We start from the raw sequence: 24,925 nt of genomic DNA, 5'->3' as shown, positions 1-24,925 counted from the left end.
TATTTACTGGTTCTATGACATTATTTACTATTCCTTATTTGGCAAAAAATAAACAACAAAAAGCAGGTTCGAGCATATTATTAAAAATATAAATCCGATCAGAAAAATAGGATTGACTTTAACTAATTTTCTGATAAAATAAAATTCATTCAAGAAAAGGATGCTTTTCTTTAGAAAGCAGGTGGAAAATTGATAACGTATGAACAGTGGGATCTAACTATGTCAGCCCAGCCTAATTTTTCTGCGGATAGCCCAACGAAAGGAGCTTATGAGGCATTAAGCTGGGCTTATGAAGCGTATGGAGAAAAATTAGTTTATGCATGCAGCTTCGGAATCGAAGGGATTGTGCTCATCGATTTAATCTCTAAAATCAAACCCGATGCCGAAATTGTTTTTTTAGACACAGGCTATCATTTTAAAGAAACGTATGAAGTGATTGAAAAAGTGAAACGCCGCTATCCTGCACTGCAAATTCAGCTTCATTCGTCAGAATTATCACTAGAAGAACAAGCTGCTCAATACGGGCAAGATCTTTGGCAGTCGAGTCCGAATCAATGCTGCCACTTAAGAAAGATCGTGCCATTAACAAAAGCACTTGAACCAGCAACTGCCTGGATATCAGGTTTGCGCCGTGAACAGTCTGAAACTAGGAAGCACACGCAGTTTATCAATCAGGATAAAAAGTTTAAGAAAATCAAAGTGTGCCCGTTGATTCATTGGAGCTGGAAAGACGTTTGGCGGTATGTATCCAAACACGAACTGGATTACAATAGTCTTCATGATCAAGGGTATCCAAGCATTGGATGCGAAACATGTACGAAACCAGCTTTTACAGCGGATGATTTTCGTTCCGGTAGATGGTCTGGGTCAGGCAAAACAGAATGCGGCTTACATGCCGACTAATTTTTTATCCTAAAACCAACAATTTCAATATGAATTATAAACATAGGAGGCTTTACCATGACAATTCATGCACATGGCGGTTTTTTAGTTAATCTTTATCAGCCGGATATTGATGTATCAAGTATTACGAAACAGGTGGAACTCGATGCTACCGCTCTAAGTGACTTAGAACTAATCGGAACAGGTGCCTACAGTCCGCTGCAAGGCTTTCTTACTCAAAAAGACTATGAAAGTGTTGTACACAACATGAGGCTCGCAAATGGTACCGTTTGGAGTTTACCAGTTACCCTGCCTATCAATGAAGAAACGGCTGCGTCTTTATCTATTGGCGATTCTGTTCTCCTTCAATCGGAAGGAACGATCTACGGTGTATTAAATCTCTCAGATATCTATCGTCCGGATCAGTCCGTCGAGGCCCAAGAAGTCTATCAAACAACAGAGCTTGCTCACCCTGGGGTAAAGAAAATGTTCGACCGCGGTTCTGTTTATCTAGGCGGTCCAATCACTTTAGTCCGCCGAATTGAAAGAAAAGAATTTTCCGCGTTTTATTTTGACCCGGCAGAGACTCGCCAAATTTTCGAGCAAAAAGGCTGGAAAACGATCGTTGGTTTTCAAACAAGAAACCCGGTTCATCGCGCTCATGAGTACATACAAAAATCCGCACTAGAAATTGTCGATGGACTGCTTTTGAATCCGCTTGTCGGAGAGACAAAGTCTGATGATATCCCTGCTGATGTCCGGATGGAAAGCTATCAAGTCCTTTTAAAAGAATATTATCCAGAAGACCGCGTCAAGCTTGCTGTATTCCCAGCGGCCATGCGTTATGCGGGACCGAGAGAAGCGATCTTCCATGCACTCGTGCGCAAGAACTACGGCTGCACACACTTTATCGTCGGACGTGACCATGCCGGAGTTGGCAGTTATTACGGAACCTATGATGCGCAAAAGATCTTCAGTCAATTTTCAAAAGAAGAGATCGGCCTGACTCTCCTATTCTTTGAACATAGCTTTTACTGCGAGAAATGCGGCAGCATGGCTTCATCGAAAACATGCCCGCACGATAAAGAGCACCATGTGATTTTATCAGGAACAAAGGTGCGTGAAATGCTAAGAAACGGTGAGATCCCGCCATCCACCTTCAGCCGAAAAGAAGTCATCGAAGTGTTAATTCGAGGGCTTAAAGCGAAAGAAACCGTTCAATAGGAGGAATTCATATGTCTAATATTGTGTGGCACGACACAACGATCACCAAACAGAATCGCCGGGACAAAAATAAGCACCACAGCGCAGTCTTTTGGTTTACCGGATTATCCGGATCAGGTAAATCAACGATCGCGAATGCAGCCGCAAAGAAACTATTTGACCTGCAAGTACAAACGTATGTGCTGGACGGGGACAATGTCCGTCATGGATTAAATAAAGACTTAGGATTTTCAGATGAAGCGCGCAAAGAAAACATTCGTCGGATTGGTGAAGTCGCCAAGCTATTTGTTGACAGCGGCCAACTCGTTTTCACCGCGTTTATCTCTCCATTTCAAGAGGATCGCGATACGGTCAGATCTTTGCTTGAAGCAGATGAATTTGTTGAAGTTCATGTGAAGTGCCCTATAGAAGAGTGTGAAACGCGCGATCCAAAAGGACTGTATCAAAAAGCGCGCAAAGGTGAAATTCCTGAATTCACTGGTATTTCTTCTCCGTATGAGGAACCTGTGAACCCTGAACTAATACTAGAAACTGATCGCTTTTCTATAGATGAGTGTGTAGAGCAACTGATTGACTACATGAAGAAACGAAACTTTCTCTAGGAGGAATAGACATGGCATACGAAAAAATTTGGGCCGATAACCCCAAATTAAGCAAACAAGAGCAGCACAAGTTAGTGAAAGATGGGTTAGATATTTTTAATGATATACCTGAGTTCGCAGCAAAGGGATTCGATTCCATTCCTAAAGAAGCATGGGATGGATTCAAGTGGGCCGGACTGTACCTGCAGCGCCCGAAAGAAGACGGCTATTTTATGATGCGTGTGAAAGTGCCGACGGGTATTTTATCTAATGAGCAATTAATTGCTTTAGCTGAAATCTCAAGAGACTACGGCCGCGGCGTCTTTGATATTACGACACGCCAAGCCATTCAGTTTCACTGGCTGACCATCGAAGTGATTCCGGATATCTTTAAACGGCTTGAACAGGTTGGATTATCATCTACGTTTGCCTGCGGAGATGTGCCAAGAAACGTAATCGGCAATCCGCTTGCAGGGATCGATCTGGATGAAACGATTGATACCCGTCCGCTTGTTACTGAAGTGAACGACTTTTTCGAACACAATTCGGATTTTTCTAACTTGCCGAGGAAGTTTAAGCTGTCAATTAATGCGAATAAATTTAATGCCGGGAATGCGGAAATTAATGATGTCGCGTTTATTCCTGCTGAAAAAGAAATCGATGGCAAGACCGTTCAAGGGTTTCACGTCAAAGTTGGCGGCGGGCTGTCTTCTGCACCAAAACTAGCTCAAAAGCTTGATATTTTTATTACGCCTGAAAACGTCTTGCTCGTTTCAAAAGGAATTGCAACGATATTTAGGGATCATGGCTATCGTGAAAAGCGCCACCGGGCGAGGTTGAAGTTCCTAGTAGAAGACTGGGGTCCTGAAAAATTTAAAGAAAAGCTGCTTGAATTAACTGGACCGCTCCCTGAGGCTGGCAAAGATTTAACAGAGGGCTGGAACGCGGGATACTTTTACGGAGTGAAGCCGCAAAAGCAAGCGGGTCTTCATTACATCGGACTTAATGTACCTGTCGGACGTCTGAAAGCAGATGAAGTATTCGATTTAGCCCGCATTGCTAAAGCATACGGCAACGGAGAAGTGCGCACGTGCGGATCTCAAAACCTATTAATTCCGAATGTCCCAACTGAAAACGTCAACGCCGTATTGAACGAACCGATTTTAGAGCGTTTAAAAGCAGATGCCCCTAAATTCACAGCGTACTCTGTTTCATGCACCGGCATTGAATATTGCAATCTGGCATTAACGGAAACGAAGGAACGTATGAAACGAATTGCCGAATATTTGGATCAGGAAGTAGAAATTGATGTGCCGATTCGCATTCATATGGTCGGCTGCCCGAACTCATGCGGACAGCGGCAAATCGCAGATATTGGTTTACAAGGCGTCATGGTGCGCAATAAAGACAAACAAATGGTTCAGGCCTTTGAAATCAATGTCGGCGGTACTCTTCTGAACGACGGAACCTTTAACCAAAAGTTAAAAGGGAAAATTCCGGGTGATGACCTGCCAAAGATACTGAAGGAATTTCTTATATATTTTAAAGAAACAAAACAGGCAAATGAAACATTTTATGAGTATGTCAACCGAACAGGACTTGAACCGCTCCAAACTCGTGTAGATGAATTGATTGCTGCTGAAACAGCTGTATAGAAAAGAGGAAACAAGATGTATATCTACCGTTTTGAAATTATTCATGAAAAAGGAACGACCCCGACAGTTATTGTCGCTGAAACGGATGAACAAGCATTTAATCTAGTAGATGTGGAATTGGAAAAATATTTTCTGACTCTACCTGATTATCAAGAAATTGTCCTATTTGAAAAGAAAAGAATTGGCAAAGGCGGCGGGTTTGTCCTGCCTGCCTTTACCAACTAATCAATTATTCGGAGGTGGCCCTGATGGGGAAAGTGTGGCTTGTAGGAGCGGGTCCGGGTGATCCAGAATTAATTACGGTGAAAGGCTTGCGGGCCATACAAGAAGCGGATGTGATTCTGTATGACCGGTTAATCAGTGAGGAATTGCTCGACTATGCAAAAACGGATGCGGAATTAATCTTTTGCGGCAAACTGCCAAACTATCATCATCTTCAGCAAGAGACAATCAATTATTTCTTAATGAAACATGCCAAGAAAGGTAAAAAAGTCACCCGCTTAAAGGGCGGCGATCCATTTGTATTTGGGCGCGGCGGAGAGGAAGCAGAATTCCTAGCCAAGCACAATGTCTCTTTTGAAATTGTGCCTGGCATTACTTCTGGAATTGCGGCTCCCGCCTATGCAGGCATCCCTGTGACTCACCGAGACTACAGTGCCTCTTTCGCCATTGTCACGGGCCATCGCCGCAAAGGAGAAAATGAAGACCTGAAATGGGCGTCACTGGCGAATGGCATTGATACACTCGCTATCTATATGGGAGTAAAAAATCTGCCTTATATTCAGGAGCAGCTAATCGGCCATGGCAAATCGCCTGACACCCCTGCTGCGCTCATTCATTGGGGTACTACAAATGAACAGCGGACAGTAACAGGCACTCTCGAAACGATTGCTGAAGTGGCAGCTCGTGAACAAATGGAAAACCCGAGCATGATTATAATAGGTGAAGTAGTTAAGCTGAGAGAGAAAATTCAGTGGGTAAAGGAATGGGAAAGAAAAGAAATGGCAAGTGCAGGCGGACTGCAATGAAAGCCGTTCTCTACATTTGCCATGGCAGCCGAGTAAAAAAAGGGCGTGAAGAAGCGCTGTCCTTTATTGAGCAAACCAAACCGCACATTGATATTCCCATTCAGGAAGCTTGCTTTTTAGAATTGGCTGAACCGACTATTGAACAAGGATTGGCCAAATGTGCTGACCAAGGCGCAACTGAAATTATCGTGATACCATTTTTACTTTTATCAGCCGGTCATGCCAAAGAAGACATACCAAGAGAATTAGCGAAAGCACACTCTAAGTTCCCGGGTATGACGATACACTACGGGAAACCGCTAGGAGTGCATGAAGCAATCATTGATATTTTAATAGAGCGGATGAAAGAGCAGTGCCAGCCGATTGCTGCGGATGCGTCCGTCTTAATCGTCGGCAGAGGAAGCAGTGATCCAGAGACAAAAGCGGAGTTTCAACGGATCCTTCAACTCTTCCATTCTAAAACCGAGTTAACTGATGTGAATGTAAGTTTTTTAGCTGTTTCTGAACCGGCCTTTAAAGAGGAGTTGCACAGGCTTGCTCATAAGAAACCGACTCAGCTTTGGGTCATACCTTATTTATTGTTTACAGGCATACTAATGAAAACGATGAAGAAAGAGATCCTTACGCTTGGATCTGAAACATCGATCATTTTGTGTGATTATCTCGGCTATCATCCGCTATTAAGAGAAATCTTAACTGAGCGGATTACTGAAGCATCAAGCGAAGGAGGGAAGAACCTTGTTTCCGCTAATGGTGAATCTCGAACATAAAAAAATCGTTGTGGTCGGTGCCGGGACGATTGCTTACCACAAAATAAAGAATCTGCTTAGATATGGTCTTCACATCGATGTCGTTAGTCCGGAATTTCATCCTGCTATCGAAAAACTGGCTTTAGAAGGCTTAGTCACCCTCCATCAAAAAGAAGTAGATGCGAATGATTACATGGATGCCTTTTTAATTATCGCTGTGACGAATTCTTCTATAGTGAATGATCAAGTTGCTAGGACAGCGGCTTCCCTCGGGAAGTTAGTCGTTCATACCGGCAACCCCGAGCTAGGCAACTGTACGATTCCTGCTTCACTTGTAAGAGGAAAATTGGCCATCAGCGTTTCAACCGGCGGAGCAAGCCCTACACTTGCGAAAAACATCCGCAATGAACTGGAAGAACAATTCGATGAGTCCTATGAAGACTATCTCGATTTTCTTTACGAAGTAAGACAGTACCTTAAATCTCATGAACCGGAGCGGGCCGTACGACTGAAATGGCTGAAAAAAGCCGCTGATCCGCTCTACTTACATCATGCAGAGGAAAGGCAGCATTTATTAAATCAAGTAAAAAAGCACTCATAATAGTAAGGAGGGAAACCGCATGGAACGATTTATCATATTGGCTCTTGTCGGTCTCGCCGCGCAGCTTGTGGATGGGGCACTCGGCATGGGATACGGTTTAACCTCCACAACACTTTTACTAACTGCCGGGATTGCACCCGCAGTCGCTTCCGCTTCTGTTCATATGGCTGAAGTTGTTACTACCGCCGCATCAGGCGCTTCTCATATCCGTTTTGGAAATGTAGATAAAACGATGGTGAAAAAACTGATTATCCCAGGATCCATTGGGGCTTTCTCAGGTGCTACTTTTCTTAGCCATTTGACTGGAAACTATGTCCGGTTATATGTATCGATCTTTTTAATTTTATTAGGTATATACATACTGGCCCGTTTTTTATGGTTAAGAGATGCTCAGAAACAAGAACATAAGGCGCTGACAAATAAGTTTTATGTGCCACTTGGCTTTGTAGCCGGATTCTTTGATGCGAGCGGCGGGGGAGGCTGGGGACCAATTGCCACACCTGCCTTGTTATCACAAAAAGGAATGATTCCCCGCAAAGTTATCGGAACGGTCAATACCAGTGAATTCGCCATTGCCTTATCAGCAACAGCTGGTTTTATGCTTTCATTAGGTCCTTCAAAAATTAATTGGCTATGGGCGGGAGCAATTATGCTCGGCGGAATTATCGCGGCTCCGATCGCTGCATGGATTGTGAAAAGCCTGCCGACTAAAATATTAGCTGTCATTGTCAGCGGCATGCTGATTTTTACGAATGTACGAACGGTATTTAGTTATTCTGACATCAGCATGGATATCATCTTGCCTGTCTACGCGTTTCTGATTGCTGCTTGGCTGTATATTGTGTACTATGTCGCACAAAGAGAAAAGAATTCTTCCATGGCAGTAAGCGAACCAAAAAGGAAAACATCCTAATCGACGATTTAGGGTGTTTTTTCATGTGGTCAAGCATACGTTAGAGATTAGTGTTAAAAATATTGGTCATTTTGTCGAAATAATTAGAGGACGGATAAAAACAATTAAACAAGAGCAAACAGCATATTACATTCGAGGTGAAGCAGATGCAAAAACGAGCCATTATTTATGTTTTAAGCCTTTTATTTGTACTCATTCAAATTGGGCAGCCCACACATGCGCAAGCGGCGTTTAAAGATGTGGACAGCAAACATTGGGCGAAAGAAGAAATTGAGTACTTATCAGGAAAAGGAATCATTAAGGGGTATCCAGACGGCAATTTCGGACTCAACAACCCTATTACCCGCCTGCAAACAGCTACGATGATTGTAAAGGCGCTAAAACTCGATACTGAGAATTTAGAGACTCGCCCATCCTTTAAAGATGTGAGCGAGAATGACTACGGGTACGCAATCATTGCAGCTGTATCCAATGCTGGGATCATGACAGGAAATGACGGTGTATTTAACCCTAATCAAACATTAAGCAGAGCCCAAATGGCAGCCGTCCTTGTACGTGCCTTTAAGCTAACAGGTGAGTCCAGCTATTCATACCGTGATGTCAATGAAGGAATTTGGGCATCTTCTGTCATCCGAACTTTATTCCAAAACCATATTACCACCGGTTACGCGGATAATACGTTCAGACCGAATAACCCAACGACACGGGCTCAGTTTGCAGGGTTTCTCGCCAGAGTGTTAGAACCATCATTTAAAATACTACCTGCAGCTTGTTTTGCTCCTAATAATACGAAGAAGCATGTCATTCAAGTATCGGCAGCTACATTATGGGTCGCACCTAACAAAACTCGAGCCATTGATGCGCCATCTATGACGAACCCAGCGGATCTATGGAAATGGACGAAGAGCATGACATTGTCTCAAAAATTGGATCTAGTCGGAAAGCTAGAAACGCAAGCCCTGTACGGACAAGAAGTAGAAGTTATTAAAACACAAGGCAACTGGCATCAAATCGCGGTAAAAGATCAATTTACCCCTAAAAGCAGTAAAGGCTATCTAGGATGGATTCCCAAAAATCAAGTGGCTGAGTATTACGATAACTATGCTAACTGCCAAACAGCGATTGTGAAAAGCAATACCGCTTTTCTGCACAACAGCAAATCTTTGGATGACCGCGGACTTGAAATCAGCTTTGACACGAGGCTGTCAGTTCTAAAAGTGGAGAAAGACTGGATTCAAGTACAAACCGTTCATAACACAGCGAAATGGATGCTTGCTAAAGATGTGAAAATCGTGAACAACACAAAGAGTATTCCTAAACCAACTCAGCAGCAACTTGTCTCAACCGGAAAACAATTTACTGGTCTTCCTTATTTATGGGCGGGAGTATCAGGATTTGGGTTTGATTGTTCTGGATTTACTTATTCCGTCTATCGTCACCACGGCATAAACATCCCGCGTGATTCATCTGTACAGGCTACACATGGGATCGCCGTATCTAAAAGCAATATGCAGCCAGGGGACTTAATGTTCTTTGATTACAGAAAATCAGGGAAAATTCATCATGTAGGCATGTATATTGGCAACGGACAAATGATTCATGCGCCAAACAGCAGCCGTACCGTGGAAATCATTCCGATAACGACGAAACCGTACAGCACCGGATTCGTCAACGCAAGAAGGTATCTTAAATAATAATGAAATGAGAGAGAAGGTTAATGTATGTTAACCTTCTTTTTTTGAAGGTATTTTGTATGTTTATAAAAATATTCTTATTTTCATACGATAAATACGAGGTTTAAATAAAACAGATTGGGTTTTTATGCAGATTCAACTAATATAGTTAATTTATTCATAAAATTTGTGGCAACGAGCGGAATGGAGACAATTACTAACTATTTAACGGATTTAGAATTTTTTGATATTTTTGAAGAATTGTACTATACTTTATTGGACAGAATTCGACTTTAGTATGTCACATTTATGCTGGTTGATTCTGTTATACATAACACAAGGGGAGTGTAGAGAGAGATGCAAGAAAAAAAGACATTCGTGACGGAAACAAAGATTTCCATGTCCGATCCGACGGCCTTAGGGGTATTTGGCTTGTCGATGGTCACATTTGTGGCCGCTTCACAAAAGATGGGATGGACAGAAGGGACAGCCTTCATCATTCCGTGGGCTGTGTTCCTCGGAGCCATTGCGCAAATCTGGGGATCACTTGTTGATTTTCGCAAAAACAATTATTTCGGTTCCATCGTGCTGGGTGCTTATGGTTTGTTCTGGCTGGGTGTAGCTTCACATTGGGCCATGTCGCTTGGGTGGTTTGGAGACGTTGGCGTAGCGGATCCTAGACAGATTGGTTTTGCATTTATGGGCTATTTTATCTTTTCAGTATTTATCACTGTTGCCGCTTTAGAAACAAATAAAGCATTTGCTGCGATTCTTGCGCTGTGCAAGCAGCTCGTGTTCTGAGATTCCAGTTTCTTCAGCAGCACACGACGAAGAATATGATGAAGCAACGAGTTCTTGTTGTGCAGGAGATACATCATGTGAAGCGGCTAAAACAAAGGGGCAGCCACAAAGAATAGCGGATGCATCCGTCAGTTCGTTTGAATATCGAATACAAGGCATGGATTGCCCAGCTTGTGCAGCCACTATTGAAAAAAGCTTAGTTAAGATGTCTGGCGTGAAAACAATCCAAGTGAACTACAGTACGGCAAAAATGCAAGTGACGGCAGATGAGGGGATTTCATCCTCTATCATTGAAAAACAAGTTAAAAAGCTGGGATTTAACGCTGAATCACTGGCTCAAAACGACAAAAGCCAAACATTCATGATTGAGGGAATGGATTGCGGAGCATGTGCTGTTACTCTTGAAAAGCATATGAGAAATGTTACGACTGTTGAAGAAGTTCGTGTGAATTTTTCTACAGGTAAAATGCACATTACTCATGACTTGAGTGTGGAGGCCGTTGCAAAAGAGGTATCAAATGCTGGATTTGAAGCGGTTCTGTCTACAGGCAGAAAGAATGAAGCTCCTGTTAACAAAAAAATGTTATCTACCACAACCATTTCTGGTATCCTTTTAGCCCTTGGATTTTTTGGATCATTTAACGGATTATATCCATCGCTTATTACAGTTTTATATGCTGCGTCGATTCTTATTGGTGGATATAAACCGGCAAGAAGCGCTTACTATGCAATTAGAAGCAGATCGTTGGATATGAACGTTTTAATGATATCGGCAGCCATTGGCGCTGCATTGATTGGCGAATGGTTTGAAGGGGCAACCGTAGTCTGGTTATTTGCTTTAGGTACTGCCTTGCAAAATAAATCGATTGAGAGAACAAGAGAATCGATTCGTGGGCTGATGAATATAGCTCCACAAGAAGCCTGGGTTAAAAGTGGCCAAAACCTGACTCGTAAATCTGTTGAAGCCATTCAAGTCGGGGAGATCATTGTTGTTAAGCCCGGGGAGAAAATTCCTTTGGATGGAGAGATCATCGCAGGGGCTTCTACTGTTAACCAGGCACCGATAACAGGAGAGTCCCTTCCAGTGGACAAAAACATACAGGATGTTGTCTACGCTGGGACCGTCAATGAAAGTGGATCGTTAGAAGTCAATGTTACGAAACTTGTCAAAGATACAACCATTGCCCGGATTATTCATCTTGTAGAAGAAGCACAGGAACAAAAAGCGCCGACCGAGGCATTTATTGACCGTTTTGCGAAAATCTATACACCGATTGTTTTTATGCTGGCGATCATTGTAATGGTTGTGCCTCCTTTACTTGGCTGGGGCTCATGGGGAGAGTGGCTATATAAGGGACTCGAACTTCTAGTGGTTGCTTGCCCTTGTGCATTGGTTATCTCAACGCCAGTTGCGATTGTGTCAGCCATAGGCAATGCAGCAAAGAATGGCATTCTAATTAAAGGTGGTACGTTTTTAGAGACAGCAGGAGCACTAAACGCTATTGCATTTGATAAAACAGGAACGCTGACAGAAGGGAAACCAAAGGTCTTCAGTTTACACGTAGTAAATGGAACAGAAGCGGAACTGCTCGCAATTGCTCGAACCATTGAAGAACATTCACAGCACCCTATTGCTTCAGCCATTGTAACCCATGCGTCAGAACGTGGCATTTCTACTTTAGAAGGTGAGAGCTTTACTGCCATTGCAGGAAAGGGAGCGAAAGCAACCATTCTTGGAATAGAGCACTTTGCAGGAAATCCAAAATTGTTCCAGGAAATGAATGTCTCATTAGGAGAAATGAAAAACACTATTCACTCTTTGCAGAATGAAGGGAATACGTTAGTGATCGTAGGAACGCATTCGAAAGTTTTTGGAATCATTGCAGTGTCAGATACAATTCGAAAAACTACAGCAAAGGCGTTAAAACATATTAAAGAAATAGGTATTGAACAGGTTGTTATGCTGACGGGTGACAACAAAGGAACTGCGAGTAAAATTAGTACTCTAGCAGGCGTGGACCGTTTCTTTGCTGAATTAATGCCGGAAGATAAAGTTACGGCCGTTAAACAGCTTCAAAGTGAAGGTAAAGTCGTCGCGATGGTCGGAGATGGTATTAATGATGCCCCTGCATTAGCGACAGCCGATTTAGGGATTGCTATGGGTGGAGCGGGAACAGATACTGCTATGGAAACGGCAGATATTGTGCTGATGGCTGATAATCTAGAAAAACTGCCTCATACTGTGAAATTAAGCCGAAAAGCATTAAATATTATCAAACAAAATATATGGTTTTCTATACTCACAAAGCTCGCCGCGCTTATCTTAATTTTCACTGGTGATCTTACGTTATGGCTGGCTGTTATGAGTGACACAGGTGCAGCAATACTAGTGATTTTAAATAGTATGAGATTGCTTCAACTAAAAGATTAATTTCATGATTATTTTATTTAAAAAGCGAAAAAAACAAGTAATGAAAAATTTACAGTAAGTATTTTATAGTTTTGTACAAAAAGAGGGTTCATATCAGTCTTACAGATCAAAACCCCAAAGAACAAATTGTTCTTTGGGGTTTTTTAACAGAATTGTAGGTGAATCATTGAGAGCAACTAGATGTAAAACATCTTTAAAGATTAATTTTGAGACAAAAACAAATAAATTGAGATAGCGGTTCAGATAATACAATTATAAGAATAATTAAGAACACCAGCGACAAACTATTTATATGTGTTAAGTAATTAATAAATGCTAAGCAAATTTATTTATCGCCAGCATTTATAATAGTTTAAGAAAATTCTTTCTGCTTAGAATTAATAAAATGGCTTTGTTAATTGGAATACAAAGATCAGTTGAGAAAAATTAATGAATAAATTAATCATAAATAAAAATTCATAAATCAATAAAATATCTCACTATTTAAAGTTTACTTATGATATGAGACAGAAATAATGTTTTTTAGATAACTTCTTATAATATATATTATGTAAACTAGAAAATTTCAAATTAAAATTAACTTTAACCTTCACATTAGCCTTACACTTCCCATAAACAGCGCACGCTCCAAAGTCGGTTTTTTGGAGCTTTAATATTATTACTGGACCCGCAATACCTATGAGACCGTCATTATAACTACGGATCCAGTTCTTATAACACAGGTGCCTGGCCATGATAAATAGTGCGATTTACCTTGTCCACAGATACATTACCATTTTATCGAGGAAGGTTTATTCGTAAAATCTTTTCACTACTTCCAACTATCCCTGAATATCTTCCGTTTACAGGAGATTTTATCCCTATTTTAACTTTGATACCCTCTTTGTGAAAGCGCTCGATTATTTCTATACGCTCCTGTTCCAACCGCTCCGAATTCCTCAATATCATAAAAACCCCCTTTTTTGTAAAAAGAAAAAACACCGTTCCTCCTATATACTATTGGCCGGGGAAGGAAATTTTATGATCAACCCAAAAAAAGCCAACATGAAAGCAGGAATGTCTGTAGGAGGGTAACTATATATATTTCTATTTAGCTTTGGTTAAACCAGTTCCATATAACACTCCCTATGCATATTTCAATTATCATGCTTGGCGCAGTGCTCAATAGAAACTCATGAAAGTTTTATAATATATATATGTTATAAAAAGAAAAAAAGACAGCTCGCAGCTGTCTTTTACGTACTATATTTTCAGTTCTAAAACTTTTTTACTGTTCCCAATAATGCCTGAATATTTTCCGCTTCTTGGTGATTTTTTGCCAGGTTTAACCTTAATTCCCGCTTGGGTTAAGGTACTCTCAATCAAAGCTTTTTGTTTTTGAGTATCATTTTTAACCAGCATATCCGTCACCTTCCTTTTCTATACTTTTATTATACCCTTTTTCAAGACCAATTAAAAGATTTTCAAATTCTTTTGCAATATTCAGCATCCTACAATCATATTCTTCTTCTTCAAGAATGCTGGCATCTAATACTAAAGTAAAAACAAAGCTTTCTTCTCTAACTATTCCAAGCCGGGCAATGTACTGGCGATTGAATTTTTCATTGATCCTTGTATGTGTGAAAGAATAATATTCATCTTCCATCAGAGCTGCTCTCAGAATTCCAGTCCGATGTTGATCGACAAACTGCTGAATTCTATTGTCACTTGTTCCTAGGTCTTGCTCAAAGATTAATCCATAATCCTTTTCTATTATTTCTTTCGCAAGAGTCATCATGGCATATTGAACAGCATCCTCTGCTGTTAACGAATCTTTCCTAAAAATGCTAGTATGTATGCTAACGATGAAGTCTACTAATAAATCTGGATTATCTTGCACTCTATATCTCTTTCTGGCAATCCTGAATAGTTTTAGCACTTCTGTATCGCATTCATAATATATTTGTTGAACTGCATTAACATTTACTGCTTCAGCAACAGAACCATACTGATAACTAAACTTAAAAATTGTCTTGCCTTGAATGTTATTCTCAGAATACTGATACCATTGCACTGCACTAACATAAGAGTTCTGTGCAACAAATCTATTCAGGACCGTGACCAGATTGTCTTGCAGTCGATATTCGTTTAGTTCTCTATTAGCAGCAACAAGAATGGCCATTTCAGATTCCAATGTTTTTTCTAACTGATTTTTTCCTTCCTCTTTTTCATCCAACAGATATTTAAACAAAGTCATCAAACCGACAACAATTAATACGGTCCAGACGAGAGAAAACTTTGGTTCGTCGATAAATGGCTCAATCCATTTACCAAAGAAATTTGTTGCTTGCTCTGAATTTTCCACCCACAAATCAAAAAAGAGCAAAAATACCAAACTGCAATAAATATATAATAAAGTTGTCTTTTTCAAAGAAATCCCCTCCCCACTAGAAGGGACAAATATCTGACCCTACACCTTCCATTTTATCATATCCCTGTCCATTAATTTCTTGTTAAACATTTACCATTCAAACTTCGCTTTTAGTACACCCTTATGAAAAAATGATCTCGTATGAAGAAGAGCGTCATACGAATAATATTTTGTTTTTGTATGATGATCAATACAACGCATGGGAACTGGCACCTCTTTTCGATCACGGACTTAGCTTTCTTTCTGATACTCAAGATTATCCGTTAGATGTAGATGTTCAAATTTTAAAAAAGTAAAAGCAAAGCCTTTCAACTCAAGTTTTAAAAAACAATTGGCCATATATGAAGGTCCACCATTTTTAAAAGTAGAAACATTTATGAACGCGTTACAAATAGCACCGTTTCCGCTTGGACGTCTCATAGATGTATTAAAGATGAAGCTAGAAGATCCAGCCTATGAAAAATTGCTGATTCGAGGTGAATAACGTGGTTAATTATATGAAGTTTGATGTCATGCTTTTTGATCAAGTAATTGCCTCCGTTGATCTAAGACCAGAAGATGGCGGAACACTTTATGTTAAAAACTATATAACTGGCTTTAATAAACAATTTTCTGAGGATTCAGAAGGCCATATTACGACGGAACAGATGGAAAGTTGGCTAAAGTGGCGAACCTTCCCTCCGACACGAGTCAATGCGGATGAACTGCTCCAAGCTTTGGGACTAAATGCATTCAATCGCTGGGGTATTGTTCGTAAAACTCACGGTGTAATGGCTGATGATGAGATCTGGATTCGGTTTGAAGGCGAGGAGTTAAATCATAAGGATGTTTGTTTACGCAAAGACGTTTATTATCCGGAGGAATGACAATAAGCGCCTGCTGGGTTATCCAACGGGCGCTTACCATAATCTTGCGGCCTTTACGCCGTCTTCCCAAAATGACCTTTACTCAACCTGCATCCAAAATGAATATGATAGTGGCCATATTATTTTATATTTACAACAGTTCGTTGACTTTTACAATCACTTCATCCGAAATTTCTTTATGCACTTGGCCAAATTTCTTCTTTACTATATGTTTGGAAAGAGTATATAGTTTATCAGCTCTTATAGCAGAAGTCTTTTTTAACTTTCCTGCTGTTAAATTTTCTGTATGAATGATGATTGAAAAGTCTAATTCACTTAATTTAGATGTGATTGCTGCAACGATAATATCATCTGCATTTTGATTATACGTATTATTAGAAAGTACTAAAACCGGCCATTGTTTATTAGTGGTTAAGTTTGTATATAGAATAGGCAGCAGGAGAATGTCACCTTGGCTATACATCATTCCAAATCTTGTCATCTACATCATTGATCCAAAAGTCTAAACTGCTCTCACTTGCCTTCGTAATTTCTTTAAAAATCTTTTTATCTTCTTTATCTTTAATATATTCCGCAAAATCTAATACTTTTGCCAATTCACTTTCCGGAATTTCATTAATGATTTTAATCAATCGTTCTTTCGCAGAGTTCATATTTCTCACTCCTAATTAAAAGGATTTACTGAACCATAGCCCACACTCAATACTACAACGGTCTCACTATTGAAATACTATTCCAACTCTTTTTTTATCCGTCTTATTTCAGTGACCTCTAATCCAATAATATCAGCAATGGTCTCTGTTTCCATCCCTTTTTGAAGCATCCTTTTGACCATCTCTATTTTTTCATTCCGTCTTCCTTCTTCTATTCCTTGTTGAAGTCCTTGTTGAATCCCCCGCTCTAATCCCTCTTTCACGGCTTTTTCCACCGCTTCTTTTTCACTTAACTCCGCTTCGCGTTTAGCTGCTTCTGCATCTAAGACTTGCTTAAGTCTAGATTCATACGCCCAGATTTCTTCTTCTGTTGCACTTAATATATCCCAGCCTTGAAACGCTTGCTTTAATGTTGGATCTTTCATTGCGATGGCCTCCAATTCATGATAGATATCTTCATAAACTTTCCCATTCCGGTGATCAACAATACCGAGCAGCAGCATCCACCGAGCCAGTAAATCGTTCCATGGGTCAAGTAAGTTTTGTTTCCAATCACTTATCATCTTAGGCATTTCCAAAAAATGAAATTCCATCACATCAGTTAATAGAAAGAAGTCTTGGTCTTCATACAAATGATAAGAGGTGTGAAACCGTTTTGTATCCTGAAAAAGATTAAAATTTAAAATATTTATCGCAATCACTGGATATAACTCGCGATAAGCCATTCTTTTTTTCATCGGTCGGCGATAAATGCCTGCCCAGTAGTAAATGGAGCGTTTAATCATATCATATTGATTCGTAAATTGAATCTCAATATTAATACGCTTATCGTCATTTGTCACTGCAAGAATATCGAGCCGTGACTGTTTATCTTCCTCATACTCTCCGCCTGCTTCTGTGCTCGTAAACGAAAGATCACGAATGCTTTCGTGGCCGTTACGATTTAACACGGCATTTAAAAAGACAACGGTAATTTCTTTATTTTTCTCTGTACCAAACAGCTGCTTAAAAGCGTAATCTATCTTTAAGTCCATCAGCTGTTCAAGAGGCACGCGCTTTAAGAGTTTACTGACCATTATTGGTACTCCGTGCTTACGTTCATTATATCATACCCCTTCCTTTTCAAAATCTGCTGGAAACGCATTTTTCTTATCCTTCTCATCGGCTGCGTTACCTTCTTCAAAAGCCATGATCTCGACTAAATGCTCTAATAGAAACTGCTTGCCTGTTTCATTAAATAGAACCTGCTCATACTCTCTGTCCCGAAACTTCCTTTGGACTGATTCAATGCCGTAGCCTTCTGAATGATCATTAGTGACCGTATGTTTTCCTCCTTCTTCATCTTCTATTTCACTTAAAATCCCCATTCGCTTTAGCTGTTTATTAATCCTCACTGCCGTAAGCAGCTGACTATTTTCTCGGTCAAGCACTTGATTAACCGCTTTAGTAAATGCTTGAATCCCGATTTTCCCTTCTGGCAAGCAGACTGTCTGCAGCTCGGCTTTTGTTAAGTGTAACGGCAAATGCCTTGTTCGTTTTCGTTTGGATGGCTTTGATAACGCCTGATCAATGTAGGCACTGAGGTAAAAAAGCGAGGAGGTTAAAGTGGATTCGCGGAGGAAGCTGTCAGATGGGAGCGGCTCTTTCGTAAGGGGGTTGAGGCCATTGGCAAGTGTTTGAAGCAAATTTTTACTCTGTAATAATTGATCTTTTTCATAACGCATGTTTTTCATTCCTTTCGAGTGAGCTTACTTAAACAAACGGCAATGATTTCGTGTGTTGGGTGGCTGGGTGAAGCATGTCACGATTATGAAAGGTGGAGCTTAGATCAGCATAATGAATGGTGATGGGAAGCCGGGTTTTCAACATCGAATGAATATGCATGAAGGAAAGCTTATAGACATCTGAAATAATGTGATCAAATGGCAAATGGTTGGTTTTTTGGACAATCTTCATAACCTTTGCCATCCCAACATATTCCTTCGGTGAAGTGGAGCAAAGATAAGCCACATTGTTTTTCCTATAATACAAACTTTGTTCTGTGGTCCATCTCTCTTGATGATAGACTGCCATACGCCGGTTGACATTTTTTAATATCTCCACATAATCAAAGGCAATATTCGCTTTTGCCAATTGTCGTTCAATAAAGGCTAGGTCTTCTCGGCAAAACCCGTCCCGATGAAACGTGATATGGCGCGGAGGCTCCTTGTAATGTTCTTGATAAAAATGAATCGTGTCATATAAAAGCTCTTCAATGGTCGCAGAATGTATTTTTTCGCCAGTTTCAGGCATGGATAGTGACTTTTGCTGAATGAGCGTACCATCTCGGCTGATGGTTTGGATCATTCCACAAGCGTGATTGCCGCTCTCATGGCTGACATCCAACCCGATAAAACAGTCTGAGTGGAGAGAATCTCCTAATACCCACGGCTGTTTACCGGATTTCACGAAGATGCCTAATAAAAGGTTTTGGATCAAATAAAACGATTTCGTTATATCGATTAATTGTTCAGTATAGGTAACGAATTGAGTGATCATATCCTGCTTCCCGCCGAATTCCTTTTTAATTAGCCGGTACACCTGATCAATTGTTTGTTGAGAAGCAATGACGATGACAGTGCCATCAAAATACCTGGAAATGGATTTAAGCTGATAAGGAAATTCTTCGGACGTTAACAATTGAGGAGAAAGCTGGCCGCGAAGTGCGCGTGGTTTATCAGAGACGATTAAGTTTACTCCGAGCTTCGCTGATTGCTGTATTAACAGCTGGATAAACTGGCCAATATTCTTACGAGCAGTAGGGTTTTGCTGCAAAAGCGGATCGACGAAAAAGCTGACATGAACATTACCGCCTTTGTACACCCCTCCTTTACTCAAACCTTCAGTCACCTTTTTGTTAGTGACTTTATTTCCAAACTGAAGCAATGGAGGCGAGGCATACCCTACTTCATAACCTAGTTTTACAGCGCGAATATTGTCTTGAGGGAAAGTGATCATCGGAAGCTTCCTCAACAACCGGTAGGCTTCTTTATACAGCTCTGTCATTTTTTCGTGGGGTTTCATTTTAATGGTTTTGGAAGCGGCTTTAGAGAGGTGTGATGGAAGTGAATCAAAGGAACAGCTCAGTTTTAATAGATGCGGTAAATAAGGAAAGATCGCTCCTTCGCGGTTTTTTACGTGGATGACCGGCGACTGGTTGCTAACGCCGTTTAGCTTTCGTTCTTCTTTTTTTCGAATATAGTAGTCTATAACGGATTCCTTTAAGTAAGGACTTACCTCCCCAGCTTTGTATGGTGCCACTTCGACGAATTCATATTCATAGGTTCTTGCATGAGTCGTATCCACAACCGAGCGGCCGGTCATATTTATTTTTTGATCGGTCATATAGGCTTGAACGTTCTCTTTATATTCCAGCCGATGTACATAATCAAACCCTGCAATAATGTCTCCATTGACCTGTACTTCGATGTTCATTTGGATCGCTGGGTAAATTAACAGTTCCGCTGCATTCATCGGCTTAGACTGCTTGAGCCGAAACGCACCGCGATCAATGACATGGGTTAGACGCGACCGCTGTTCAAGCTCTTTTTTGATCAGCCGCTCCAGTAACGTTCTTTCATACGAAGCCGCAAGTTTTATAGGACGGTTTTCATAGTGAAGGCAATGATACCCTTGCCAGTTAGTGATCGCTTTGAAAGAAGCTATATATTGATCGAAAAATACCATCGTCTGAAACTGGTTTTGCTTACTTAGTCCATAGCAGACCTTGCCGCCCATCGAATGACGATTTTCCTCCATTGACAGAGGAATGGTATAAATGTGCACAGGTAACTCGGCCGCATTCGTTCCGGATAGCCATTCAGATAAATAATATTGATTCATGTGTGAGCCTCCGCTTCAAATATAGGGGAAATGTTTGCGTGAAAAAAGTGTTCAAAATGGATGGGGATTGTTTCAGTTAGAGAAAGACTGGACGTGATCGTAAATAGAGGTTGATAAATTAGAGGAAGAATGGAGGGATTATGAAAAAGCGTTCAAAAGAAAAGATTTCACTGTAATTATCTTAATCTTCTAACTACTTATCTGTCAATTAGTTTCAAGCAAAAAAAGATGGAGCAATCCTATCTTTTTTCAATCAGCTATCTAATAATGAGGTAACTTTCCTGCTTATGGGCAAGTAAGCCGTACACTTTTAACCTCTTTAGCTTATCGACTCAGGCCAGTATGCCACCTTCACAAAATTCCCTTATGTGAGCCAAATATGCGGGAATGCTCTTTTCAACGTCATGATCGCTAATGTTATTTAAATCGTGGAATACAAAAGACGGAAGATATTTCATACCTACCAAGTTGTTCATCGCCTGAAAGGGTTTTGTTAATTCATTGATTGAAAACTCATTTTTACCTCCAGCTCGGTAAGCAGTGTCAGAGCTGCCTGTGGAAATCGCCAGCATGAATGACTTTCCATGCAATTTTGTCCCGTCACGGCCGTATGCCCATCCATATGTTAGCACTTCATCTTGCCATTTCTTTAAGAGTGGAGGACTGCTATACCAGTAAAAAGGAAACTGAAAAATAATCGTGTCATGCTGTTCAACTAATTTTTGTTCTTTTTCCACATTGATCTTTTCGTCCGGGTATTCTTTATATAGTTCGTGTACCGTAATGTTCTCTTTATTCCTAAATGCTTCCGTCCATTTTTTATTTATTCTGGAATCCTCTTTATTCGGATGGGCAACAATCATTAATATTTTATTCATTTGTTTTACTCTCCCCAAAATGATGTAGATTTTACAAATAAGGAGCTATTTCATTCAATGGAAATAGCTCCTTCTATTTATTCAACGGTCTATTTTACTTCCACTACAAATGGATAGACTGTCACTTTTCCGTTTTTCTGAAACTCGGCCCAAATTTTGTATATCCCAGGTTGAGAGAATTCTGTTTCGAAAACAGGTCTCTTTTCATCTGCTGGATGAACGTGCAAGTATTCATTCGCTTCTTCGTCGAGGATAACCACATGGCCCATCGCACCTAGAAATGGTTCTAGTTCCGCCCCGTGAACATCAAATGTCAGAGTAACCGGCTCATTCTTTACTAATGGAGAGGTCTCAAGCGTTACCATGTTTCCGTCTACAGTTTTCTCTAATAGCTGATCTGCTTTTAATGATCCATGACTATGCTCATCTGCTGCAGGGGTGCCTACTGAAAATGCAAGTGGTTGAACTTCATAATCTAAGTTTTTGGGCTTGATATCCACAAACGCCTTGTACGTTCCTTCTTTAAGTGTACTTGCTGTTTCAAATTGACCCGGTGCTGTTTCTTCGGGATGTAAATGATAATATTGATCTAAATGTTCATCTACAACAATTAGATGGAGAAGCTTTTCGTGATTGATTTCTAGATCGGTCAATGGCTGGCCTGCAGGATCTTTTAGTGTCAATATTAATTGGCCGTTATCTTCTTTGACAGTCACATTGACTTCAGTTTCCTTACTTGTTTTCTCACCATGTCCGTGAGCTTCCTCTGAATGAGAATCTGTGGACTCAGTCTTGTGATCATCATGATCTTTTGTTTCATCTTCGTATACAATTTCAGACGATGTATGACCTTCCCCATGAACTTCTTCATTCTTCTCTTCTCCAAAGAGGACTTCATAGGAAAAGTATCCCGCAATAACTAGAGCTAAATAGGCTAAAGCTGAGAACATCCATTTTTTCATCACCCATTCTCCTTTATTCTTTATAATTTTACTCTTTGAAGACGTAAGGCATTAAGTACAACAGACACAGAACTAAACGCCATCGCTGCACCAGCTAGCCAAGGTGCTAAGAAACCTAAAGCAGCAATTGGAATTCCCATCGCATTGTACGCAAACGCCCAGAACAGGTTTTGTTTAATGTTTCGGATCGTCTTCTTACTCATAGAGATGGCATCAGCTATACTATTCAGATCTCCGCGAATCAGCGTAATGTCTGCCGCTTCCATCGCGACATCCGTTCCTGTTCCAATGGCCATCCCGATATCTGCCATCGCCAGTGCTGGGGCATCGTTAATTCCGTCTCCAACCATAGCGACAACCTTGCCTTGTTCTTGAAGCTTTTTCACTTCCTCTGCTTTTCCTTCAGGAAGAACTTCCGCGATAACAGAGTCAATGCCCGCTTCATTCGCAATTGCTTCTGCTGTACGCTTGTTGTCACCCGTAATCATGACCACTTCAAGGCCCATCTCTTTTAGGCGTTTGACAGCCGCTTTTGACGTGTCTTTAATCGTATCAGCGACAGCAATTAAGCCCGCATATTGACCATCAATTGCAACCAGCATCGCAGTTTTCCCGTTTTCTTCGAGCTCTTCCATGACCTTAAGTGCATGGTCTATATTTATTTCATGTTTTTTCATTAACTTTCGAGTTCCTGCTAATACGACTCGGCCGTTTACTTTTGCTTGAATACCGTATCCCGGAATCGCTTCAAACGTCTCTGCTTCAAAGAGTTCGATGTTTTTTTCTTTGATTCCAGTCACAATTGCCTCTGCGAGAGGGTGTTCTGATTGCTTTTCTGCTGTGCCTGCTAGCTGCAGGAATTCTTCTTCACTAAAGTCATCTTCTACTAGCACATCTGTTAAGACAGGTGCGCCATTCGTTACTGTGCCAGTTTTATCTAATAAAACCGTTGTTACACGATGGGTTCTTTCCAAGTGCTCTCCGCCTTTAAAAAGAATGCCAAATTCCGCTGATCTGCCCGAACCTGCCATAATTGAAGTCGGAGTAGCTAAACCGAGCGCACAAGGACAGGCGATCACAAGGACGGCGATTAATTTTTCCAATGACTCCGCAAAGTCTCCAGGTGTCACTAAGAAAAACCAGACAAGAAACGTGATAACCGCAATCCCAACGACAATCGGTACAAAGATACCTGAAATTTGATCGGCTAAACGCTGGATTGGCGCTTTTGATCCTTGCGCTTCTTCTACCACCTTAATAATTTGGGCAAGCGCGGTGTCACGGCCGACTTTTGTCGCTTTCACTTTTAAAAAGCCATTTTTATTCAGTGTTGCCCCGATCACCAGATCGCCTGCTGTTTTATCAACCGGAACACTTTCACCTGTCAGCATCGATTCATCTATCGCCGAACGACCTTCGATAATTTCACCATCTACCGGAATTTTTTCACCCGGTTTTACATGAACAATGTCACCAGCTGCGACTTCCTCTAACGGGACTTCTTGTTCGACTCCATTGCGTTCCACTATAGCGGTTTTCGCTTGCAGACCCATCAGCTTTTTGATGGCTTCAGAAGAGCGGCCCTTTGCTTTTACTTCAAATAGCTTACCTAAAATAATTAACGTGATCAGAACCGCACTTGTTTCATAATATAGTTCAACCATGTGACCTTGGCTGCCGATTGATTGAATGGATAAATATAAACTATAGAAGTAAGCGGCGGATGTTCCTAACGCGACTAACACATCCATATTGGCACTTTTATTTCTCAAGGCTTTATAGGCGCCTACATAAAACTGCTTCCCAACGACAAATTGAACAGGAGTCGCTAAAGCAAATTGAACCCATGGATTCATGAACATGTCTGGCAGGTAAATAAAAGAAGTGAAGCTGAAATGGCTGACCATCGCCCAAAGGAGTGGAAACGATAAAATAAGAGAGAAGATGAATTTTCCTTTTTGGGTCTCTATTTCTTTCGCTTTGATATCAGAGGAATCTTCTTTTTGTTCACCTTTCAAATTCGCCTTATACCCGAGCTTTTCTACTTTTTTGATAATCTCTGCTGGACTTGTTGCTGAAGGATTATACTCGACAGTCGCACTTTCTAAGGCTAAATTGACAGACGCCTTAGATACTCCTTCCAGCTTATTTAAGCCTTTTTCAATTCTTGTTGAACAGGCTGCACAAGTCATGCCGATAATATTGAATTCAGCCTTTTCTTCCAATACATCATAGCCCAAGTCATTAATTTTCTTTTTTACATCCGCGATACTCACTTGATTTGGGTCGTATTTAATAGATGTACGCTCTAAAGCGAAGTTAACGGAGGCATCTTCTACTCCGTCCATTTTCTTCATTCCTTTTTCAATTCGTACCGCACAAGCAGAACAAGTCATTCCGGTGATCGGAAGTGTAGCTTCTTTTATTTCTTGTGACATTTTTATCCCTCCGTATACCCCTTATAGGTATATTATTATTTAAAAGAAAACGTGCATTCACTTTGCACGTTTTCATGAACATTAAACTACATCATATCCTTGATCATCAATGGTCTCTTTAATCTGATCAACAGAGACTAGGGATGGATCAAACTCTACATCCACTTTTCCTTCGCTTAGGTGAACCTTTACTTCTTTAACCCCAGCTAATTCTCCAACATTTGTCTCCACAGCATTCACACAATGGCCACAAGACATACCTTTTACATTTAACGTGATATTTTCCATTACTTCATCT

Annotated in this window: 24 protein-coding genes; 13 read left to right on the top strand and 11 right to left on the bottom strand. The window is 40.7% G+C overall.

The genetic code is table 11. From position 1 onward, the window contains the following. Positions 1–219: 219 nt before the first annotated feature. The 12 genes from JOC78_RS13650 (at position 220) to JOC78_RS13595 (ending at position 12,538) form a co-directional block, all read left to right on the top strand. The gene (locus tag JOC78_RS13650) at positions 220–903 is read left to right on the top strand and encodes a phosphoadenylyl-sulfate reductase (protein WP_204556874.1); all 684 of its coding nucleotides are present in this window, start codon (positions 220–222) and stop codon (positions 901–903) included. A gap of 57 nt (positions 904–960) precedes the next feature. Continuing rightward, positions 961–2,106, top strand: coding sequence for a sulfate adenylyltransferase (gene sat / locus JOC78_RS13645; protein WP_204556797.1), 1,146 nt, complete (start codon positions 961–963; stop codon positions 2,104–2,106). Between the two features lie 11 nt (positions 2,107–2,117). Beyond that, positions 2,118–2,708 carry an adenylyl-sulfate kinase gene (gene cysC / locus JOC78_RS13640; protein ID WP_204556796.1) on the top strand — a complete coding sequence of 197 codons (591 nt, stop codon included), beginning with the start codon at positions 2,118–2,120 and terminating at the stop codon, positions 2,706–2,708. Between the two features lie 11 nt (positions 2,709–2,719). After that, positions 2,720–4,342, top strand: a complete 1,623-nt coding sequence (locus JOC78_RS13635) for a nitrite/sulfite reductase (RefSeq protein ID WP_204556795.1) — start codon at positions 2,720–2,722, stop codon at positions 4,340–4,342. A 15-nt stretch (positions 4,343–4,357) separates the two neighbouring features. Then, the gene (locus JOC78_RS13630) at positions 4,358–4,567 is read left to right on the top strand and encodes a DUF3906 family protein (protein ID WP_204556794.1); all 210 of its coding nucleotides are present in this window, start codon (positions 4,358–4,360) and stop codon (positions 4,565–4,567) included. A gap of 23 nt (positions 4,568–4,590) precedes the next feature. Beyond that, the gene (cobA, locus tag JOC78_RS13625; RefSeq protein WP_204556793.1) at positions 4,591–5,370 is read left to right on the top strand and encodes a uroporphyrinogen-III C-methyltransferase; all 780 of its coding nucleotides are present in this window, start codon (positions 4,591–4,593) and stop codon (positions 5,368–5,370) included. After that, complete coding sequence (locus JOC78_RS13620; RefSeq protein WP_338023210.1) at positions 5,316–6,140, top strand: sirohydrochlorin chelatase; 825 nt, start codon at positions 5,316–5,318, stop codon at positions 6,138–6,140. Before cobA ends, JOC78_RS13620 begins: the two co-directional genes overlap by 55 nt. Next, positions 6,109–6,720, top strand: coding sequence for an NAD(P)-binding protein (locus JOC78_RS13615; RefSeq protein ID WP_204556792.1), 612 nt, complete (start codon positions 6,109–6,111; stop codon positions 6,718–6,720). The genes JOC78_RS13620 and JOC78_RS13615 overlap by 32 nt, the downstream gene beginning before the upstream one ends. Positions 6,721–6,739: 19 nt before the next feature. Continuing rightward, the gene (locus tag JOC78_RS13610; RefSeq protein ID WP_204556791.1) at positions 6,740–7,633 is read left to right on the top strand and encodes a sulfite exporter TauE/SafE family protein; all 894 of its coding nucleotides are present in this window, start codon (positions 6,740–6,742) and stop codon (positions 7,631–7,633) included. A 146-nt stretch (positions 7,634–7,779) separates the two neighbouring features. Then, positions 7,780–9,327: an S-layer homology domain-containing protein gene (locus tag JOC78_RS13605; protein WP_204556790.1), complete on the top strand. Its 1,548-nt coding sequence runs from the start codon at positions 7,780–7,782 to the stop codon at positions 9,325–9,327. A 336-nt stretch (positions 9,328–9,663) separates the two neighbouring features. Then, positions 9,664–10,107 carry an acetate uptake transporter gene (locus tag JOC78_RS13600; RefSeq protein WP_204556788.1) on the top strand — a complete coding sequence of 148 codons (444 nt, stop codon included), beginning with the start codon at positions 9,664–9,666 and terminating at the stop codon, positions 10,105–10,107. Further along, positions 10,067–12,538, top strand: a complete 2,472-nt coding sequence (locus tag JOC78_RS13595; RefSeq protein ID WP_239587170.1) for a heavy metal translocating P-type ATPase — start codon at positions 10,067–10,069, stop codon at positions 12,536–12,538. The genes JOC78_RS13600 and JOC78_RS13595 overlap by 41 nt, the downstream gene beginning before the upstream one ends. Positions 12,539–13,780: 1,242 nt before the next feature. Here JOC78_RS13595 and JOC78_RS13590 read toward each other — a convergent pair. Continuing rightward, on the bottom strand, positions 13,781–13,939 hold the full coding sequence (locus JOC78_RS13590; protein ID WP_204556787.1) for a hypothetical protein: 159 nt from the start codon (positions 13,937–13,939) through the stop codon (positions 13,781–13,783). After that, positions 13,929–14,948, bottom strand: coding sequence for a hypothetical protein (locus tag JOC78_RS13585; protein ID WP_204556786.1), 1,020 nt, complete (start codon positions 14,946–14,948; stop codon positions 13,929–13,931). Before JOC78_RS13585 ends, JOC78_RS13590 begins: the two co-directional genes overlap by 11 nt. 497 nt (positions 14,949–15,445) lie before the next feature. Between JOC78_RS13585 and JOC78_RS13580 the strand changes: the two genes are divergently transcribed. Then, on the top strand, positions 15,446–15,814 hold the full coding sequence (locus JOC78_RS13580; protein WP_239587169.1) for a hypothetical protein: 369 nt from the start codon (positions 15,446–15,448) through the stop codon (positions 15,812–15,814). Between the two features lie 130 nt (positions 15,815–15,944). Here the strand turns inward: JOC78_RS13580 and JOC78_RS13575 are convergent, their stop codons facing one another. From JOC78_RS13575 to copZ, 9 genes are all read right to left on the bottom strand, one after another. Continuing rightward, positions 15,945–16,280, bottom strand: coding sequence for a type II toxin-antitoxin system PemK/MazF family toxin (locus JOC78_RS13575; RefSeq protein ID WP_239587168.1), 336 nt, complete (start codon positions 16,278–16,280; stop codon positions 15,945–15,947). Next, positions 16,270–16,467, bottom strand: a complete 198-nt coding sequence (locus JOC78_RS13570) for a DUF2281 domain-containing protein (RefSeq protein WP_204556781.1) — start codon at positions 16,465–16,467, stop codon at positions 16,270–16,272. The genes JOC78_RS13575 and JOC78_RS13570 overlap by 11 nt, the downstream gene beginning before the upstream one ends. 77 nt (positions 16,468–16,544) lie before the next feature. Further along, positions 16,545–17,543 carry an Rpn family recombination-promoting nuclease/putative transposase gene (locus tag JOC78_RS13565; RefSeq protein ID WP_204556780.1) on the bottom strand — a complete coding sequence of 333 codons (999 nt, stop codon included), beginning with the start codon at positions 17,541–17,543 and terminating at the stop codon, positions 16,545–16,547. A 30-nt stretch (positions 17,544–17,573) separates the two neighbouring features. Then, entirely contained in the window at positions 17,574–18,191 is a 618-nt protein-coding gene (locus tag JOC78_RS13560) for a hypothetical protein (protein ID WP_204556779.1), read from the bottom strand. A 28-nt stretch (positions 18,192–18,219) separates the two neighbouring features. Beyond that, complete coding sequence (locus JOC78_RS13555) at positions 18,220–20,349, bottom strand: Piwi domain-containing protein (RefSeq protein ID WP_204556778.1); 2,130 nt, start codon at positions 20,347–20,349, stop codon at positions 18,220–18,222. Between the two features lie 332 nt (positions 20,350–20,681). After that, positions 20,682–21,227, bottom strand: coding sequence for an NAD(P)H-dependent oxidoreductase (locus JOC78_RS13550; protein ID WP_204556777.1), 546 nt, complete (start codon positions 21,225–21,227; stop codon positions 20,682–20,684). A gap of 89 nt (positions 21,228–21,316) precedes the next feature. After that, positions 21,317–22,189 (bottom strand): hypothetical protein, encoded by an 873-nt coding sequence (locus JOC78_RS13545; RefSeq protein WP_204556776.1) that lies wholly within the window; start codon positions 22,187–22,189, stop codon positions 21,317–21,319. A 20-nt stretch (positions 22,190–22,209) separates the two neighbouring features. Continuing rightward, positions 22,210–24,627 (bottom strand): heavy metal translocating P-type ATPase, encoded by a 2,418-nt coding sequence (locus JOC78_RS13540; RefSeq protein WP_204556775.1) that lies wholly within the window; start codon positions 24,625–24,627, stop codon positions 22,210–22,212. A gap of 81 nt (positions 24,628–24,708) precedes the next feature. After that, positions 24,709–24,915: a copper chaperone CopZ gene (gene copZ, locus JOC78_RS13535; protein WP_204556773.1), complete on the bottom strand. Its 207-nt coding sequence runs from the start codon at positions 24,913–24,915 to the stop codon at positions 24,709–24,711. Between the last annotated feature and the right edge of the window lie 10 nt (positions 24,916–24,925).

This window comes from Bacillus ectoiniformans, assembly GCF_016908875.1.
GTDB classification, from domain to species: domain Bacteria; phylum Bacillota; class Bacilli; order Bacillales; family Domibacillaceae; genus Bacillus_BX; species Bacillus_BX ectoiniformans.
The sequence above is the reverse complement of the archived record's forward strand: the minus strand, read 5'-3'. Positions and strand labels throughout refer to the sequence as shown.